The 18,019-nt window shown below is 68.6% G+C and carries 17 protein-coding genes and 1 pseudogene; 5 read left to right on the top strand and 13 right to left on the bottom strand.

The genetic code is table 11. The features are described from left to right. Window positions 1-11 precede the first annotated feature (11 nt). Window positions 12-317: a 30S ribosomal protein S10 gene (gene rpsJ, locus MHN84_RS13940; protein ID WP_003883485.1), complete on the bottom strand. Its 306-nt coding sequence runs from the start codon at window positions 315-317 to the stop codon at window positions 12-14. A gap of 261 nt (window positions 318-578) precedes the next feature. Between rpsJ and MHN84_RS13935 the strand changes: the two are divergent. After that, window positions 579-984, top strand: a pseudogene (locus MHN84_RS13935) (hotdog fold domain-containing protein). A 1-nt stretch (window position 985) separates the two neighbouring features. On the opposite strand, the gene MHN84_RS13930 reads toward MHN84_RS13935, so the two are convergent. Continuing rightward, complete coding sequence (locus MHN84_RS13930) at window positions 986-2,527, bottom strand: carboxylesterase/lipase family protein (RefSeq protein WP_241205171.1); 1,542 nt, start codon at window positions 2,525-2,527, stop codon at window positions 986-988. A gap of 101 nt (window positions 2,528-2,628) precedes the next feature. Between MHN84_RS13930 and MHN84_RS13925 the strand changes: the two genes are divergently transcribed. Together MHN84_RS13925 and MHN84_RS13920 are read left to right on the top strand one after the other, a co-directional pair. After that, window positions 2,629-3,990, top strand: a complete 1,362-nt coding sequence (locus MHN84_RS13925; RefSeq protein WP_241205126.1) for an FAD-dependent oxidoreductase — start codon at window positions 2,629-2,631, stop codon at window positions 3,988-3,990. Between the two features lie 75 nt (window positions 3,991-4,065). Next, a complete protein-coding gene (locus MHN84_RS13920) occupies window positions 4,066-5,319 on the top strand; it encodes a cytochrome P450 (protein WP_241205125.1) in 1,254 nt (417 codons plus the stop codon). Here MHN84_RS13920 and MHN84_RS13915 read toward each other — a convergent pair. After that, a complete protein-coding gene (locus MHN84_RS13915) occupies window positions 5,285-5,902 on the bottom strand; it encodes a TetR/AcrR family transcriptional regulator (RefSeq protein WP_241205124.1) in 618 nt (205 codons plus the stop codon). The two genes, MHN84_RS13920 and MHN84_RS13915, sit on opposite strands and share 35 nt — an antisense overlap. Window positions 5,903-5,988: 86 nt before the next feature. Here MHN84_RS13915 and MHN84_RS13910 point away from each other — a divergent pair, with 86 nt between their 5' ends. After that, complete coding sequence (locus tag MHN84_RS13910) at window positions 5,989-7,545, top strand: MFS transporter (protein WP_241205123.1); 1,557 nt, start codon at window positions 5,989-5,991, stop codon at window positions 7,543-7,545. Here MHN84_RS13910 and mftG read toward each other — a convergent pair. The 7 genes from mftG to mftA form a co-directional block, all read right to left on the bottom strand. Beyond that, window positions 7,535-8,956, bottom strand: coding sequence for a mycofactocin system GMC family oxidoreductase MftG (mftG, locus tag MHN84_RS13905; RefSeq protein WP_241205122.1), 1,422 nt, complete (start codon window positions 8,954-8,956; stop codon window positions 7,535-7,537). The genes MHN84_RS13910 and mftG overlap by 11 nt on opposite strands. Window positions 8,957-8,963: 7 nt before the next feature. Then, window positions 8,964-10,379, bottom strand: coding sequence for a mycofactocin biosynthesis glycosyltransferase MftF (mftF, locus tag MHN84_RS13900; RefSeq protein ID WP_241205121.1), 1,416 nt, complete (start codon window positions 10,377-10,379; stop codon window positions 8,964-8,966). Continuing rightward, entirely contained in the window at window positions 10,376-11,107 is a 732-nt protein-coding gene (gene mftE, locus MHN84_RS13895) for a mycofactocin biosynthesis peptidyl-dipeptidase MftE (RefSeq protein WP_241205120.1), read from the bottom strand. Before mftE ends, mftF begins: the two co-directional genes overlap by 4 nt. Window positions 11,108-11,186: 79 nt before the next feature. Then, window positions 11,187-12,362 (bottom strand): pre-mycofactocin synthase MftD, encoded by a 1,176-nt coding sequence (mftD, locus tag MHN84_RS13890; RefSeq protein WP_241205119.1) that lies wholly within the window; start codon window positions 12,360-12,362, stop codon window positions 11,187-11,189. A gap of 6 nt (window positions 12,363-12,368) precedes the next feature. Further along, window positions 12,369-13,556: a mycofactocin radical SAM maturase gene (gene mftC / locus MHN84_RS13885; protein ID WP_241205118.1), complete on the bottom strand. Its 1,188-nt coding sequence runs from the start codon at window positions 13,554-13,556 to the stop codon at window positions 12,369-12,371. Continuing rightward, window positions 13,553-13,837 carry a mycofactocin biosynthesis chaperone MftB gene (gene mftB, locus MHN84_RS13880; RefSeq protein ID WP_143818615.1) on the bottom strand — a complete coding sequence of 95 codons (285 nt, stop codon included), beginning with the start codon at window positions 13,835-13,837 and terminating at the stop codon, window positions 13,553-13,555. Before mftB ends, mftC begins: the two co-directional genes overlap by 4 nt. Before the next feature lie 2 nt (window positions 13,838-13,839). Next, window positions 13,840-13,932, bottom strand: coding sequence for a mycofactocin precursor MftA (gene mftA / locus MHN84_RS13875; RefSeq protein WP_073682527.1), 93 nt, complete (start codon window positions 13,930-13,932; stop codon window positions 13,840-13,842). Window positions 13,933-14,022: 90 nt separating this feature from the next. On the opposite strand from mftA, the gene mftR reads away from it, so the two are divergent. After that, a complete protein-coding gene (mftR, locus tag MHN84_RS13870) occupies window positions 14,023-14,628 on the top strand; it encodes a mycofactocin system transcriptional regulator (protein ID WP_241205170.1) in 606 nt (201 codons plus the stop codon). On the opposite strand, the gene MHN84_RS13865 is transcribed toward mftR, so the two are convergent. The 3 genes from MHN84_RS13865 to MHN84_RS13855 form a co-directional block, all read right to left on the bottom strand. Next, window positions 14,613-16,148, bottom strand: a complete 1,536-nt coding sequence (locus MHN84_RS13865) for an HNH endonuclease signature motif containing protein (RefSeq protein ID WP_241205117.1) — start codon at window positions 16,146-16,148, stop codon at window positions 14,613-14,615. The genes mftR and MHN84_RS13865 overlap by 16 nt on opposite strands. Before the next feature lie 105 nt (window positions 16,149-16,253). Continuing rightward, window positions 16,254-17,426 (bottom strand): NAD(P)/FAD-dependent oxidoreductase, encoded by a 1,173-nt coding sequence (locus MHN84_RS13860; RefSeq protein WP_241205116.1) that lies wholly within the window; start codon window positions 17,424-17,426, stop codon window positions 16,254-16,256. 55 nt (window positions 17,427-17,481) lie between these two features. Then, entirely contained in the window at window positions 17,482-17,931 is a 450-nt protein-coding gene (locus MHN84_RS13855; protein ID WP_241205115.1) for an Lrp/AsnC family transcriptional regulator, read from the bottom strand. Between the last annotated feature and the right edge of the window lie 88 nt (window positions 17,932-18,019).

The raw sequence follows: 18,019 nt of genomic DNA, 5'->3' as shown, positions 1-18,019 counted from the left end.
TTCGGGTTCTCCTACTGGATGTTGACGTCGACGCTGGCCGGCAGGTCGATGCGCATCAACGCATCGACCGTCTTCGGCGTGGGGTCGAGGATGTCGATCAACCGCTTGTGGGTGCGCATCTCGAAGTGCTCCCGCGAGTCCTTGTACTTGTGCGGGGACCGAATGACGCAGTACACGTTCTTCTCGGTCGGCAGCGGCACCGGGCCGACCACACTCGCACCCGTCCGGGTGACCGTCTCGACGATCTTGCGCGCTGAGGCATCGATGGCCTCATGGTCGTAGGCCTTGAGCCTGATGCGGATCTTTTGTCCCGCCACGCTTCTCCTACCTCACTACTAACGGGCCCACGAAGGGCCTGGCTGTGCCGCCGCTGTTTACCTGTCTGTGGTTCACCGGTCCCCGCGGTCGGGTGTGTCGCCCGCACACGAGAGGAGACCGGACGCGCCCCGCAAGGGGCGACAGTCGCATGCCGAGGCCAGGCGAACCCGGCTCAAGGCAACCCGAACAGTATGCCTCAGATCTGCGCGTGCTCCAAATCCCTGGTCAGACGGAACTTACCGGCGAGTAAGGTCCCGATGATGACCAGTTCTCCCACCTACCGCGCATGGCAGCGCCTCACTCGCGTCCCCGGCGGATCCCGGGCCTTCTCACTGGCCGCCATGGCCAGGGTGCCGTACTTCGCGTCGATCCTTCCTCATGTCCGGCGGATGGAGCCCGGCGTGGCCGAGGTGTCGGTTCCCAAGTGGTTCTTCCTCTACAACCATCTCGGCACGGTGCACGCCATCGCATCGTGCAACGCGGCGGAGGCGGCGATGGGGATGCTGATGGAGGCGACGGTGCCGACGACGCACCGCTGGATCCCGAAGTCGATGACCGTCGCCTACCTGCAGAAGGCGACGACGTCCTTGCGCGCGACGGCGCGGCTGGACCCGCCGGACTTCACCCGTACACGCCGACATCACCTGCTGGGTGACTCCCGCTTGAGCTACACGAGGCCGTCCCAGAAGTCGCACTGGTGCGTTGCGCGGAACTCGCCGGTCATGCGGCTGCCGTCGGGCCGCAGCGACATCGCCCGGTTGCCGTCGGAGAACGCGTCCCACTGCGGCTGGCCGTCGGTGTTCGGTGTCTGGGTCTTCACGAACGACGCCCAGTAGTCGATCATCTGGTCGGCCAACTTCTGCTGCGCGGGGTTCAGCGGCAGCGCGGGCCCCACGTCGAACAGGTACCGCAGTTCCAGGGAGTGGCTCGCGCCGACGGGGAACGGCAGGGTCTTCAACGGTTCCGGTGCCGGGGCGGCGCGGTCGTCGAACTCGTAGAAGTAGACGGGTTCGTCGCGGATCTGGCGGGCCATCCGATCGCCGAGGCAGGAGAAGACGCCGTCGGTGACGGCCGCGGAGTACGCGAGCGGCACGTCCGGGTAGGCCGAGAGCGGATAGTGCTCCTCGACCGCTGCGGCGTTGCGACCGAACGCGCCGGCCAGCAGGCGGGGGTAATCCTGCGGGCCGTAGCGCACGCCGTCGCGCAGATACTGCATGCCGACGAACAGGGTGAACTCGTCGCGGGTAGTACCCATCAACACCGGAACGCGCTGCGCGTCGGGACCGCCGATCGCCCGCACGGGGTCCACTGGAAGCGCGGCGGAGCCGGTGACCGGCCCGCTGAGCTGGTCGTCGCCGATGCCGTAGAGCCACACCGGCTCCCGGAGCTTGTCGGCGGGCAGCGACCTCAGACAGCGGGCGGCCGCGGCCGGATCGCCGCATCCGCGCTCGGCGGTGTAGGCCAACGAGCGTTGCTGTGCGTCCGGTAGGGCCGCCTGGGCCTGGCACGGCCCGCTCTGGATGATGGCCGCGGCGAACAGGCCCCGCGAGCCGGGTGCGACGAGGTGATCGCACACCGACATCCCGCCGGCGGACTCCCCCGCAACGGTGACGCGGTCGGGGTCACCCCCGAAGGCGCCGATGTTGTCCCGCACCCACCGCAGCGCTGCCTGCTGATCGGCCAGCCCGTAGTTGCCGGTCTGTCCGGGCGGGCCGAGTGCAGGGTGGGCCAGGAACCCGAGCGCGCCCAGGCGGTAATTGAGGGTGACGACGACGATGTCGCCGCGTGCGGCCAGCCGGTGGGCGTCGTAGATGCGTCCGCTGCCGTTGACGAACGCCCCGCCGTGAATCCACACCATCACCGGGCGTTTCTGCCCGGAGGCCGGCGGGGTCCACACATTGAGGCTCAGGCAGTCCTCGTCGGTCTGCCGGCCCAACTCGATGTCTCCGCCGAGACTCTGCATGCACCGGGGACCGAAGGTGGTGGCGTCGCGAACGCCCGGCCACGGTGCCGGTGGCTGCGGATCGGCGAAGCGCAGCGGGCCGACGGGCGGAGCGGCGTAGGGCACATCGGCGAACAGGCGGTGGTCCGGTGTGACGACACCGCGAAGAATGCCCGACGCGGTCTGCACCACCGCCGGATCGGCCGGCGGGGAGGCCGCGGGCGCGCTCTGTCCGTCACTGCGGACGCAACCGGCCAAGAGCACCATCGCCGCCAGGAAGGCTGTCAGGCAGGCCGGCAGCCGCGTCCATCGCACAGTGGCGAGCCTAGATGGTCATGATGATCGACAACTCGACGAAAGGAACACCCATGGCGCAACGGCACCTGGACGCGGACCTGGTGACCATCGGTTTCGGCAAGGGGGCGAAGACCCTCGCCGCGACGCTGGGCGCCCAGGGCCGACGGGTCGTGATGATCGAGCGCTCGGCGCAGATGTACGGCGGCACGTGCATCAACATCGGCTGCGTGCCCACCAAATCGATGGTGTTCGCGGCCGAGCACCTCAGCCGCCCAGACCCCACCAGCTATACCCGTGCCGTGCATGCGACCGCCGACCTGACCGCCGATCTGCGCGCCAAGAACTTCGCGATGCTGGACAGTCTGGCGAGCGTCGACGTGGTCACCGGATCCGCCGCCTTCACCGACGCCCACACCGTCTCGGTGCAGACCGCCGACGGCGAGGTCACGGTGACCGGTGAGCACATCGTCATCAGCACCGGATCGGAACCCGTGGTGCCGGACATCCCCGGGCTGCGCGGCAACGATCGCGTGGTGACGAGCACCGACCTGCTCACGACCGAGGATCTGCCGCGTCAGCTGGTGGTGCTGGGCGGCGGCTACGTCGGGCTGGAGTTCGCCGCGATGTACGCCCGCTACGGTGCGGAAGTGACTGTCCTGGAACGTCATTCGGCGATCCTCGGCCAGGAGGACGACGATGTCGCCGCGATGGCCGCCGACCTGCTGGCCGCCGCCGGAGTCAAAGTCGTCACCTCGGCGGCGGTGACGTCCGTCGACGGGGCAACCGTGCACTACGACGTCGAGGGGATATCGGCCTCTGCCACGGGTGAGCGCATCCTGGTGGCACTGGGCCGCCGGCCCGTCACCGCAGACCTCGGGTTGGACCGGGCCGGGGTCGACACCCGCGCCGACGGCTCCGTCGTCGTCGACGACCACTTGCGCACGAACCAGCCCCACATCTTCGCCGTCGGCGACGTCAACGGCGGACCGCAGTTCACCTACGTCTCCCTCGACGACTACCGCGTGGTCCTCGATCAGCTTTCCGGGACGGGCCGGCGCAGCACCGCCGACCGGGTGGCCGTGCCCTACGTCCTGTTCATGACGCCGCCGCTGGCACGGGTGGGCCTGACCGAACGCGCCGCCCGCGTTGACGGCCGCCGGCTGAAGGTCGCGGCCCTGCCGGTGGCCATGATGGCCACGGTGCCGCGCGCGCGGATCGTCGGACAACCCGACGGAATGATGAAGGTCGTCGTCGACGCCGACACCGATCAGATCCTGGGCGCCGCGCTGCTCAGCCACGATTCACACGAGGTCATCAACGTCGTCGCGCTCGCCATGCGCCACGGCATCTCGGCGACCCGGTTGCGCGACGAGATCTACACGCACCCCTCGATGACGGAGGCCTTCAATCAGCTCCTCGGCGCGCTCGCCTAATGTGCCGTCGAGGGTGGCGCGCGTCACATAGAATGGGTAAGTTGACAGGCGTCAAGTAGCCCCGAGGAGATGCGAATGAGCGACCCCCGCACGATGGACGATGCCGCGAAAGTCCTGGCCGATCCGACGGCCTACGCCGATGACGCCCGGCTGCACGCCGCGTTGGCGCACCTGCGCGCCAACGAGCCGGTGGCGTGGGTCGACAACGGTCCGTATCGGCCGTTCTGGGCGATCACCAAGCACGCGGACATCATGGCCATCGAGCGGGCCAACGACCTGTGGCTCTCCGAACCGCGCCCACTGCTGGCCACCGCGGCCGCCGACGACTACATGGCCCAGCAGATGGAAGCCGGCATGGGGCTGCGCACGCTGATCCACATGGACGATCCGCACCACCGCAAGGTGCGCTCGATCGGCGCCGACTGGTTCCGCCCGAAGGCGATGCGCGACCTGAAGGTGCGGGTCGACGAGCTGGCCAAGCGATATGTCGACCGGATGCGCGACATCGGGCCCGAATGCGATTTCGTCACCGACATCGCGGTGCAGTTCCCGCTCTACGTGATCATGTCGCTGCTCGGGCTGCCCGAGGAGGATTACGGCCGGATGCACGCACTGACCCAGGAGATGTTCGGCGGCGACGACGACGAGTACAAGCGCGGCATCAGCCCCGAGGAGCAGATGGCCGTGCTGCTCGACTTCTTCGCCTACTTCTCCACGCTGACCGCCTCACGCCGGGAGACCCCGACCGACGACCTGGCGTCGGCGATCGCCAACGGTCGCATCGACGGTGAGCCCCTCTCCGACATCGACACCGCGTCGTACTACGTGATCGTCGCCAGCGCCGGTCACGACACCACCAAGGACGCCATCTCCGGCGGACTGCTCGCGCTGATCGAGAACCCCGGTGAGCTGGCGCGGCTGCGGACGAACATGGATCTGATGCCGACGGCGGTCGAGGAGATGATCCGCTGGACCACGCCGGTCAAAGAGTTCATGCGGACCGCCGCCGAGGACACCACGGTGCGCGGCGTGCCCATCGCACAGGGCGAATCGGTGTACCTGGCCTACGTCTCGGGCAACCGGGACGAGGAGATCTTCGACGAACCGTTCCGCTTCGACATCGCCCGCGACCCCAACCGGCATGTGTCCTTCGGCTACGGCGTGCACTTCTGCCTGGGCGCCGCCCTGGCGCGGATGGAGATGAACAGCCTGTTCACCGAGCTGGTACCCCGGCTCGAGTCGATCGAGCTGGCCGGCGAGCCCGAACTGGCCGCGACGACGTTCGTCGGCGGGCTCAAGCACCTTCCGATCCGCTACTCCGTGCGCTGACTGCGAGGAAGCCGTCGACGGCCGCGACAGCCGTTGCGCGGTAATCGAATTCGGACAGCGTGCTGATCCGGCCGAACACCAGCGGGCCGATGAGCAGCGCGAACGCCGTGGTTCTGTCGACGCGGCCGAGGTGCTCGGGGGCGTCGAGGCTGTCGAAGATGGCGTCGAACGGCGCCGAGTACTGCTCGGCGATGCGCTCCCGCAGTGACCCCACCGCCCCGCCGGCGGTGGGCACCTCGGCGATGTCGGGCCCCAGGGACAGCCACGCCATGGCCGTCAGCAGCGTCGGCGCCTCGGCGATCGCCTCTGCCCAACCGCCCACCACAGCGATGAGACGCTCGCGCAGGGTGCCGTCCGTCGGCGGCATGGGCGCCGGCGGGATCAAGCTCATGAACGCCGCTGCGACAAGGTCGTTCGAGCTCGGGAAGTGGCGGTAGAGGGTCGCGCGGGCGACGTTGGCGTGCCGGGTCACCGCGTCGATAGTCACCGCACCCGGGCCACCCGTGCGCAGCAACGCGGTCGCGGCCTCGAGCAATCGCGCGCGCGAACGGGCCGGCCTGGGATCGCCACCGCCGGCCGTCATGGTGTGTCCTTTCTCGTCGACGGGTATAGAGACTATCGGTCTTGTACCGAGACTGTTAGTCTCGAAACCCCGGCGAGAGAGAGTCCATGACAGACACGAGCACGCCGTCCGATCAGGATATCGACGCCGAGATCGCCGCCCTGTCGCCGCGCGCGCGGCGCTGGCTGCTCACCGTGGCCAGCCTGGCGCTGCTGCTGGTGATCTCCTCGATGGTGGCCCTCAACGCCGCGTTGCCCGACATCGCCCGGGAGACCTCGGCGACGCAGGCACAGCTGACCTGGATCGTCGACGCGTACACGCTGGCCATGGCCTGCCTGTTGCTACCCGCCGGCGCCCTCGGCGACCGCTATGGCCGCAGGGGCGCGCTGCTGGTGGGTCTGGTGGTCTTCGGTGTGGCCTCCGCGGCGCCCATCGCGCTCGACACCCCCACCCAGCTGATCGCCGCCCGCGCGCTGACCGGCGTCGGCGCGGCGTTCGTCATGCCCGCGACGCTCTCTCTGCTCACCGCGGCGTTCCCGAAATCGCAGCGGCACAAAGCCATCGGAATCTGGGCGGGAGTGGCAGGCTCCGGTGCCATCGTCGGCTTCCTCGGCACCGGCCTGCTGCTGCAGTACCACCCATGGCAGTCGGTGTTCATCGCGCTGGCCGCCGAGGCGGTGCTCGTCTTCGTGCTCGCCTGCACCATCGGCAGCTCGCGCGATCCCGAGGCGACGCCCATCGACTGGCTGGGCGCCGCACTGATCGGCAGTGCGCTCGCGGTGTTCGTCGTGGCGGTGGTGGAGGCACCCATGCGCGGCTGGACCGATCCGCTGGTGCTCGGCGGCCTCGTGGTCGGCATCCTGCTGGCGGTGGCCTTCGGCGCCGTTGCGCTTCGCCGCCGCCACCCGCTGCTCGACATACGATTGTTCGGCAGGCCCGATTTCGCCACCGGCGCCATCGGCGTCACCATGCTCTTCCTGGCCAACTTCGGGTTCTTCTACCTCGGCATGCAATTCCTGCAACTGGTGATGGGGTACTCGGCGCTGGGCACCGCGTTCGCGCTGGCTCCGTTGGTGGTTCCCGTGATGGTGCTCAGCGTCACGGTGCACCTCATCCTGCCCAGGGTCGGCTTCCGGTGGACGGTCACCGTCGGCCTGCTGCTGATCGCGACCGGGTTGTACTGCATGCGGTTCGCCGATGCGGACGCGGTGTACCTGGACGTCATGTGGCCGATGCTGATCATCGCCGCCGGCGTCGGACTCTGCACCGCGCCGACGACGTCGGCGATCATGAACGCCGTGCCCGACGAGAAGCAAGGCGTGGCATCAGCGGTCAACGATGCGACTCGCGAGGTCGGCGCCGCGGTCGGCATCGCCGTGGCCGGATCCATCCTCGCCGCGTCCTACCGGACCTCGTTGGCCCCGCACCTCTCCGCATTCCCGCCGCAGGTACGCGATACCGCGACCGACTCGCTGGCCTACGCCCTGTCCCTGTCGGAACGGATGGGCCCCCAGGGTCAGGCGCTGAGTGACGCGGCCCGCTCGGCGTTCGTGCAGGCGTCCGACCATGCGATGCTCGCACTCGCCGGGATCATCGTGGCGGCAGCCCTTTTCGTCGCGGCGTGGGCGCCGGGCCGCGACGGCAGGCAGCTGTTCAGGAAATGAATTCCGCGGCTCGGTGTGCGGCCATGACGATCGTCGCGTGCGGCCCCCGACTCGGGATGGACGGCAGGATGGACCCGTCGACCACCCACAGGCCGTCGACACCGACCACCCGGCAGCGGGGGTCCACAACCGCGGCCGGATCGCCGTCGCGGCCCATTCTCGCGGTACCGCACAGATGTTGCGACGTTGCCCATGTGGATCCCGATTGCACGGTGCCAGAAGCGATCTCGATCGCGAGATCGGCCCCTCGGCGCAGCAGTTCGACATCGGCGGGCGCCGTGTCGTACCGCTGCTCGATCAGGGGGTCGACGTGCGGGTCGGCCGATGCCAGCGTGACCCGTCCCCGCGAGGCGGGCCTCATGAGCGTCACCCCCAGGTGGGGCCGATCGGTGGGATCGTCGCGTCGGTCACTTGTCATCGCGCCGAATCCCGCTGTGTAGGGCCGGATTTCGATACCGTCCTCGGTGGTCAACACCGCCTCGAGCGGCGGCACCCCGTGGGTGGCGGACCAGCTGACGGGGAGCACCCATTCGGGGTGGTCGACCGTGTCGACGCCCACCGGCAGGTCGGCCACCACCGGCACCCCGACCTCGCTCAGCGACGACGCGGGTCCGATGCCCGAGAGCATCAACAGGTGCGCTGAGCCGATCGCGCCCGCACTGAGGACGACCCGGTCAGCCTCGAGCACCGTCGGACCGTTCGGCCCGACGCACTCGGCACCGATTACCCGTCGGCCGTCGACCCGTAGCCGCAGCACCCGGGTGTCGGTGAGCACCGTCAGATTGGACCGGTTCATCGCCGGCTCGAGGAACGCGCCGCCCGGCCCCACGCGGGTACCCCGGTCGATGTTCAGGGGCACCGCGCCCACCCCCGGCGGCACCGGCGCCTGCGGGGTCGACCCGTTCAGATCGTCCACTCGGGCGAATCCCGCGTCGAGTGCCGACCGGACGAAAGACGCTGTGCACCCGTCGAACTCGGAGACACGACGAACGGTGATCGGTCCGCGGTCACCGTGCAGCTCCCCCGAGAAGTCCAGGTCCCGCTCGATCGCGATGAAGTGATCCAAGGCGTCGCGCCACGTCCATCCCGGCAGCGCCCAACCGTCGATATCGGACGGCAGCGCCCGACAGAAATACCCGCCGTTGACCGCGCCCGACCCGCCCACCACGGCACCCCGCATGATCTGGGCGGTGCGGCGCGGCGCCCCGGTCAGCTCGGCCGTGTAGCGCCGCACCACAGCGCTCGCCTCGCCGAGCGGCAGGCGTAGCGCATCGGTGATCTGCCGCCGCACCCGTGGATCGCTCGGCGACGGACCCGCCTCGACGACGGTGACGCTGCAGCGTTCGTCGGCGGAGAGTCGCTCCGCCAGAACGGAACCGGCGCTGCCGGCTCCGACGATCAGGACATCCAACGCCGCGTCAGGTTCTGATCTGCGGCTTGAGCGCCCCGGCATGACGTTCGCGAATGACTCCGGCCCACAGGCCGAGACCGTAGGCGATGTCGTCGAGCCGCTTGAGCAGCAGGAAGGTGATGATGCCGACCCGCTTGGTGTCGTCGTCGACACCGCTGTGGCCGCGGGTCGCCCAGTCGAAGACCCCGTCGAGGACCGCGGCCACCAGCACCACCTGTCGGCAGCGCCGGGAGCACACCGCGGCCACCAGGGCCACCGGCCAGTAGTGCCGACAGATCGCCGAGGCCAACTGCAGCGCTGCAGCCCACAACCCGTGGGCCGCGACCACAGCCACTTCCATCGGTTCGGTGCGCACACTGGCCAGCGACCGTGCGAGCCGGCGGCCCGTGAACACCGCCACCGCGATCGACCCCAGGTAGCCGAGCCGCGATCCCAGCGCGACGAGGAGCCACACCACCAAGGTCCACCCCGAGATCACCAGCGGAGCGGTCTTGCCGGGGTGACGGATGGACAGCGGCGCCGCCGATCCACCGTAGAAGGACTTACGCGCGAACCACTTTCGCAGCTCGACCCGATGATCGTGGGCCACCAACGCGATCGGTTCGTAGCGCAGCCGGGCACCGGCCTCGTTGAGCCGCCAGCACAGATCGACGTCCTCACCGGAGGTCAACGTCTCGTCGAAACCACCCACCTCCAGCAAGGCGCGCCGCCGACAGATGATCGCCGCACTGGGCACATAGGAGACCGTGCCGAACGGAACCACCGGCGCCTCACGCAATCCCAGGTCCAGTGACGACCGGACCGCCTCGTACCGCGCGACCACGTTGTCCGACGGCGCGAGGGCGACGATGCGCGGTGCCACAAGCGCTACTGCGGGATCGCAGAAGTGCCCGAGCAGCGCCTCGAGCCAGCCTCGTCGCGGCACCACATCGGAGTCCAGGAATGCGACGAAGTCGGTGTCGCACGCCATCAGCCCGGCGTTGCGCGCGGCCGCCGGGCCGCGGTTGCGCTCGAACCGGAGCACCCGGACGTCACAGTGGGTGTCGACGAAGTCGTTCTCCTGCACGGGAATCGCCGAACCGTCGTCGACGATCACCACCCTCAACCCACGCAGGGCGCCGAGAAGGCGGTACAACCCCGATGGGTTGTCGCGCACCGGGATCACCACGGTGACGTCCCGGTGCGACGGCCCGCTCAGCGGCCGCGGATGTGCGACCGTGGCGTCGAGCAGGGTGCGCGCCAACTGCGCACTGACCGCGTCGTGCACCTCGAGCCGGCCGCCGTTGAGCATGGTCTGCGCGGCGGGCGCCAGCCGCAGCAGGCGCGTCGGCGAACCGCCGAGCAGCGCTGCCCCCTCCCCCAGGACGCGCACGCGGCGATCCACTTGAACGGCGAAACCGTCGGGCAGCCGCTGTCCCGTCACCTCAACATCCCCTGGCCGTCCGGCGCCCAGCGTGTGATCCGGTCAACCCCGGCGTCGACCATGCCAGCAAAGATCCTGCCCCCCTCTTCAGCCGTCGCCGTCGTCGGATCACCGAGAATACCCAGCGAACTGACGGCGGCAACTCCCCCTCGGCGCATCTGCGGCATCAACTCCGCCAGCGCCCCCCTGTTACCCGGCACTCGCAGATCCTCGCGGACCACACCGGGCGAAATATGTAGTAATACAGAGGTTTCGGTGTGCCCCGCGTGGGCGTCGCCGCCGACCGCCACGCAGGAGCACCAGGCGACCTCGCGGCCCTCGTAGCGCAGCAGCGACACCGCCTCGCGCAACGCGCTGACATTGCCGCCGTGCCCGTTGACGAACACCAGCCGCGACGCCCACCGACAGGCCGACCGGGCGAATTCGACGAGGAGTTGTGTCAATGCCGCTGTGCCGATCGAGACGGTCCCGGCGAATCCCTCGTGCTCGCCGCTGGCGCCGTAGGCGATCGCGGGAGCAACCAACCATGGGCCCGCCAGCCGATTGACCACGACGTCAGCGACGGCGGTCGCGATCCGCGTATCGGTGTCCAGCGGCAGATGAGGGCCGTGCTGCTCGGTGGACCCCACGGGAACGATGAGCGCGGACGCAGAATCCTGCAGCTGTCTCGACGTCGAGTTCCCGAGCTCGTGGGGTGAAGCCACGCGAGCATGGTAGGCCGAATTCACCTGTTGTGCGCCAGTTGTTGGCGCATGCGCAGCACGAGATTTCCGCGGCCGGTCAGGGCATCACCTCGTGCCCCGTCCGTCACACCCCCAACGTACGGGTGAACCCGTCGGGGATCAGGACGTCGTCGCGGGTCAGATCATGGATCGAGGACTTCCCCAGCCCCATCAGCGCGGAATCGATCCCGCCACGCATGATGTCGAGGACGTTCTCGACCCCGGCCTGCCCGTTGGCCGCCAGGCCCCACAGGTAGGCGCGCCCGATCATGACGGCCCGGGCCCCCAGAGCTACCGCCTTGACGACGTCGCTGCCCCGCCGGATACCGCCGTCCAGCAAAACTTCGACCTGGTCGCCGACGGCGTCGGCGATGGCGGGCAGGCAGCGGATCGCCGCGGGAGTGCCGTCGAGGTTGTTGCCGCCGTGATTCGACACCGTGATCGCCGAAACACCGGCATCCACAGCCCGTTTGGCGTCGTCGACGCGCACGGTGCCTTTGAGCAGGAACGGACCGCCCCACTGCTCGCGCAGCCAGGCGACATCCTCCCAGGTGGGAGGCGGGGTGCCCATCCACTGCCCGTAGGCCTCGAAGAACGTCGGCCCCGGCTCTCCACGCCGGCCCTGGTTGGGAACCCGCAGATCGGGCGGCCGGAGATGCTTGGCGAAGCTGAAGAACCAACGCGGCTTGGTGATGACCTCCGGAGACATCCGGATCATGGTCTTCAGATCCATCTGCTCGGGGATCTTCGGGCTGCCCCAATCGCGGCCGTGCGCGAAACTCCAGTCGGTGGTCAAGATCAGGCCCTTGGCCCCGGCGGCGCGAGCCCGCTCCATGCGCGCGAGGATGTCGTCGCGGCTGCCGAGCCAGTAGATCTGGAAGAAGATCTTGTCGTTGACCGCGGTGACCTCCTCCATCGGCTTGCTCGCGAACGAGGAGAGACCCATCGCGGTGCCCCGAGCGGCCGCGGCGCGCGCGACGGCCACCTCGCCGTCCGGATCGATCGCCTGCACACCGGTCGGAGAGATGATGACGGGCAGCGAAATGTCCTGTCCCATCACCGTTGTCGCCATGTCGCGCTTCTCGGTGGCACCGATGACGTGCGGTGCGAAACCGAGTTCGGAGAACGACTCGACGTTGGCGCCGACTGTCACCCCCTTCTCGCTGGCGGAGATCAGCGACGAGTATGCCGATTTCGGCAAGCGCTTCTTGGCCCTCTGTTGGGCGATGGCGACGGTTTCGAACCAGGTATCACGAGCCATGATGGGCTAGACCGGACTTTCGTTACAGAATTTCTTGGGAGGGGCGCTCAGCAGGGTGAGCGGAATGGGGCCCTTGGGCGTGCGGCCGCCGCTGCGGGAGTGGTCGACGCTGGGCTTGGGCTTGTTCCTGTCCAACGCGAGGGCGGGCTCGCCGTAGCCCTGCACGCACTCGGGGTCGGGGCCGTCGAGGGGCAGGCCGGTGAAGAACTTCGCCGCCATGCAGCCGCCGCGGCAGGCGTCGTAGTGTCCGCAGCTGCCGCACGCGCCGGCCGACTGCGGCTCCCGAAGCTCACGGAAGAGCTCGGAGTTCTGCCACACGCTCTGGAAGCCGTTGTCGGTGAGGATGTTTCCGGCCAGAAACGTGTCGTGGATGGCGAACGGGCAGGCGTAGACGTCGCCGACGGGGTCGATCAGGCAGACCACCCGGCCCGCGCCGCACAAGTTCAGACCTGCCAAGGCGCCGGGCTCACCGAGACCGGACAGGTGGAAGAACGAGTCGCCGGTGAGCACGCCCTCGCCGTGGGCGACGAGCCAGTCGTAGAGCTGGACCTGCTGCGCGGCGGTGGGGTGCAGTTCGTCCCAGACGTCGGCGCCGCGGCCCGAGGGGCGCAGCCGGGTGATGCGCAGCGTGGCGCCGTACGAGTCGGCAAGGGCCTTGAAGTCGTCGAGCTGGTCGACGTTGTGCCGCGTCACGACGACGGAGATCTTGGCGTCTTCGAAGCCAGCGGCTCGCAGGTTCTCCAGCGCGCGCGTGGCCATCGCGAAGCTGCCCGGGCCCCGGACCGCGTCGTTGACCTCGGCGGTGGCGCCGTCGAGGGAGATCTGCACGTCGACGTAGTCGCTGGCGGCCAGCTTCGCGGCGACCTCTTCGGTGATGCGCACGCCGTTGGTGGAGAACTTGACCCCGACGTGGTGGGCGGTCGCGTAATCGACGAGCTCCCAGAAATCCGACCGCACCGTCGGCTCGCCGCCGCCGATGTTGACGTAGAAGACCTGCATGCGCTCGAGCTCGTCGATGATGTCCTTGCACTGCTGGGTGGTCAGCTCGCGAGGGTCACGCTTGCCCGACGAGGACAGGCAGTGCACACAGGACAGGTTGCAGGCGTAGGTGAGTTCCCACGTCAGGCAGATCGGGGCGTCGAGGCCGCGTTCGAACTGGTCGACCAGCCGGGGCACGGGTGCGGTGACGGTCATCGGTCCTCTCCTGCGATGAGCATGTTCGACGAGACCAGCACACCCATTGCGTGCAGGTACGGCGTCAGTTGATCGTCTTCGAGTCCTGCTGCGCGACAGGCGGAGCGAGCGTCGGGGTGATCGGACAGCGAGTTGATCACCTCGACGATCGTCCGGTTCTTCAGGAACGACAGTTTGCGGGTCCCGAAGTGGTACAGCAGCGCGCCGAACGGCTCGGGCCGGACGGCCACCTGCGGATGCAGCCGCCAGCGCTGGTCCGGATCGAAGGTCGGCGCGGTCATGATCAGTAGACCCCGCACATCCCGTCGATGGACACCTCTTCGACCAGGCTCTCGGTGACGAGCTCGTCGTTCTCGGTGTGCTGACTCGGCTCCATGGCACTGCCTTTCTGTTCGGTGGGGCTCGACATTTGTGACGCAGATCGCAACAATAAGGCACCGGGTGCCGAAATGGAAGAGGGATGCCGATGCCAACCGCCAAGGCACGTGTCGGCCGTCGCCGATCGACCAGCTGGGAACACATCAGCGCGGTCGCGATCGATCTGTTCACCGAGCGCGGCTTCGACGACGTCAGCGTCGATGACGTCGCGACGGCCGCGGGGATCGCCCGCCGCACCCTGTTCCGGTACTACCCCTCGAAGAACGCGCTGCCGTGGGGCGATTTCGATGCCCATCTGGACCGGATGAAGGGGCTGCTGGCGGCCACCGACCCCGCCGCTCCGATTCACGAAGCCCTGCGCGTCGCCCTGTTGGCGTTCAACGATTTCGACGATGCCGACCGGCACCGACAACGGATGCGCCTGATCCTCGAAACGGAAGCCTTGCAGGCCTATTCGATGACGATGTACGCAGGCTGGCGCGCCGTTGTGGCCGCTTATGTCGCGCGCCGCCTCGAGATCTCCCCCGGTGACTTGATTCCGCAGACGGTGGCCTGGGCCATGCTGGCGGTGGCGCTGACGGCATATGAGCAGTGGCTCGCCGACGAGTCGGTCTCCCTGGCCGCCGCACTCGGCGGTGCCTTCGATCTGCTGGCCGGTGGATTGGCCGGTTTGGAGGCTCAGAACGGGGGGTGACCCTCGGGCCCATACCGCGGATTCGCCAGTGCTGCGCGCACTTCACGGTTCTGCGCGCGTTCGGCTTTCACGCGTGCGGCAACGTCGGCGCTGCGCAGGCGGCGGCGCTTCGGAATCCTCGCGGTCCGCATCGGATCGGGTGGCCGGGGCGGTGGCGGCGCGAGCTCGGCGGTGTGCACCGGGAACTGCGGGAAGAACAGCGCACTGCCCGGTTTGGTGGTGTGGCTGCGGCCGTCGGGGTCAGTGAATGTGACTGAGCCGTCGGCTAATTGGACCTCGGTCCAGCCGTCGAGGTCGAAGCAGAATGTCTTCATCAGGTGGTGCGCCCGGCACTTGCAATTCAGGTTCGACGGGTGCGTGGGGCCGTACGGCCACGGCACGCAATGGTCGACGTCGCAGCGATCAGCGGGCACATCGCAACCGGGGAACCGGCAGAACATGTCGCGCAAGCGGACGAACTGCGCCAGCCGCGAAGAGGGGCGGTAGTGCGGTTCCGGATCTGGCCCGGGTAGCCACAGCGGCGCCACCTTCGCGCCGCCGGCAATGGCGTCGGCCAACGCGACTGCCGGCATGACCTTCAGCCCGGGCAGGAGCGCCACTCCGGTGTCGCTCAAGGGCGGCGGCGTGCACTCGCTTTCGTCTTCGGCTACGCAATCTGCTATTTCTTCGGGTCGGGTGACAGCGGGCTTCTCAGCAGCCTGCTCCTCGACAGCGTCGACTGCAGCCCGGTCGGCGATCACGTGGACGACAATGTGCGACGCAGGAGATCCGACATCGGCCTTCGGGCAGTCGGTTGACCCGCAGCGGCAGGGCAGCTGCTCGCGACCATTGAGCAGTGCACCCGCGGCATCCGAGCGACGCTCCCCCACGCTGCGCGGATCGTTTTCGCACACTCCGTTGATCATGGCGAGGATGCGCCGTTCGGCCGCAACGCCATCGGCGGCCATCAGTGTGCCCCACGCCGAGGTGGTCTCCGCGCCGTCCTCGTGGGCACCGATCCGAAAGTCGCGGTCGCTCAATGCATTTTTCGCCAACCGCACCGCATCGGGGTCATAGCGTTCGATGAGAGCGTTGACCGCCGCGGTCAGCTTCTCGTCGGATAGGGCGCCCCACGACACCGCATGGCCGGCCAGCGCCGCATCGATCTCGGCCAGCACCCGGTCGTCGTCGACCAGATGGGTGCGCCACGTCAGCTCGCTGATCACCCGAATGCTGATCCGACCCTCGCAGAACAGCGCCGCGACCCGGGGCAGCCGGTCACGCAGCGCCATCGCGATACGCATCTGCGCCGATGCGCGCCGTTGCCCGATGGTGAGCGCCGCGCCGATCCGCGCTGCGGTCACGGCCCACAGGTCGAAGGCCCAGCGCGCGCGGTCATCGTCGTCGTCGACGCTGCGACGGGTCAGTTCGGCGATGGCGGCCAGCCGCCGCGCGCAGGCTCGACCCTCCTCGACCGCCGCCTGTTCGATCGCGCCCACCAGTGCCTCATCGGCAAGGTCGGCGAACATCTGTTCGAACATGCCTCGAGTATGCCGCCGGACGCCGACGAATCGACGAGCCCGCACGGCCCCGGCCCGCCGGCTGTGGATGGAAACCGGATTGGGGATAAGTGTCGCGGTGAAGGCTCAGCCCAGGACGTCGCTGATCGGCGCGCCCGCGGCGATCTTGGCCCGCACTTTCATGACCTTGCCGGGCATGCCGCCGCCCACCACGCCGACCACGACTCCGTCGCGCTCGTAGTAGGCCAGGAACTTGCGCCCGTCGTCCACGACGAGGTGCACGGTGTCGGTGGCTTCCGGTTCACCCAGGGCCTGGATCTTGACGTCGTACTGATCGCTCCAGAAGTACGGCACCGTTGCCGTCGCAGGCGCGTCCTGACCCAACAGCGCCGGCACCAGCGCCCGCGCCTGATCGGCGACGTTACTCCAATGCTCTACTCGCACTTGGCCTTTCGTGTGATCACGCCAGGAGGCGACGTCGCCGATGGCCCACACGTGCGGCGCACTGGCGCGGCCGACATGGTCGCACACGACGCCGTTGTCCACGGCGATACCGCTGCCCTCGAGCCACTCGGTGGCCGGATGGGATCCGATGCCCACGACGACGAGGTCGGCGTCGATCTGCGCACCGTCGGACAGGGTCACCGAGCGCACCCGGGAATCCCCGCTGACGGTGTCCACCCCGACCCCGCAGCGCACGTCCACTCCCTCGGCCTGATGCAATCGCGTCACCAAGGCGCCGATCTGCTCCCCCAACACCGACGCCAGAGGCGCGGGCTGCGGCTCGACCAGTACCACCTCGACACCTCGTGCACGCAGGCTGGCCGCTACCTCGCAGCCGATGAAACCCGCTCCGATCACCACTGCGCGACGCGCGTCGGCCGACTCGCGGCGCAGCGCCAGGCTCTCGTCGACGTTGCGCAGTACGTGAATTCCGGCCAGGTCGGGGAACGATCGAATCCGCTTGGGCACCAGCCCCGTCGCGATCACGAGCTCGTCGTAGCCGAGCTGCGACCCGTCGGCCAGCGTGACCGTCCGCGCCGCGGTGTCCACGGTGCGCGCCGCCGTGCCGAGGACGAGGGTGATGTCCTTCTCGGCGTAGAAGTTGGCCGGCTTGAGCGTCGTCTCGTCCAGCTCCGCCCGCAACACCTCCTTGGACAGCGGCGGCCGGTCGTAGGGCAGATGCTCCTCGTCGCCGACGATGGTCACCGGCCCCGCATACTCGGCGCGACGCAACTGCTCAGCCGTCCGCGCCGCCGCCAAGCCGCCCCCGACGATCACGACACCAGAAGTGCTCATCTGGGTTTTCTACCTCATCAGCGCTGTTCGGTGAGCGCCACCCCGCGTCGCACACTCATCGGCGCGCCCGCTCGATGATGTTCGACAACACCACGATGCTCTCGCTGCGTTCGATGTCGGCGCTCGACCGGATACGTTCGAGCGCCTCTTCCAGATGGCGCATGTCGCGGGCCAGCACATGCAGCATCGCATCGGCCGTGCCGGTCACGGTGGCGGCACTGACCACCTCGGGGATGTCCTGCCACGCGGCACGCAGCTGATCCGGCGCGATCGTCCCGTGGCAGAACACCTGTACGTAGGCCTCCGTGGTCCAGCCCAGCGCGGTGCGATCGATGACGGTGGTGAAGGTGCGGATCACCCCGTCGTCGAGCATCCGATCGACCCGCCGTTTGACCGCCGGCGCCGAGAGATTCACCCGCTGCCCGATCTCGGCGAACGTCGCCCGGGCGTTGTCCGCCAACTCCGCGAGTATGAGTTCATCGGTCTGGTCCAGCCGATCAGCCACCGCGCACGTCCTCAGAACAACAAATCGCCACCAAAGCGATTTTGGCACAACAAACCACGCATAGACACGCAACAGCTGAAGATTGATT

This window comes from Mycobacterium sp. PSTR-4-N, assembly GCF_022348085.1.
Taxonomy (GTDB): domain Bacteria; phylum Actinomycetota; class Actinomycetes; order Mycobacteriales; family Mycobacteriaceae; genus Mycobacterium.
The sequence above is the reverse complement of the archived record's forward strand: the minus strand, read 5'-3'. Positions and strand labels throughout refer to the sequence as shown.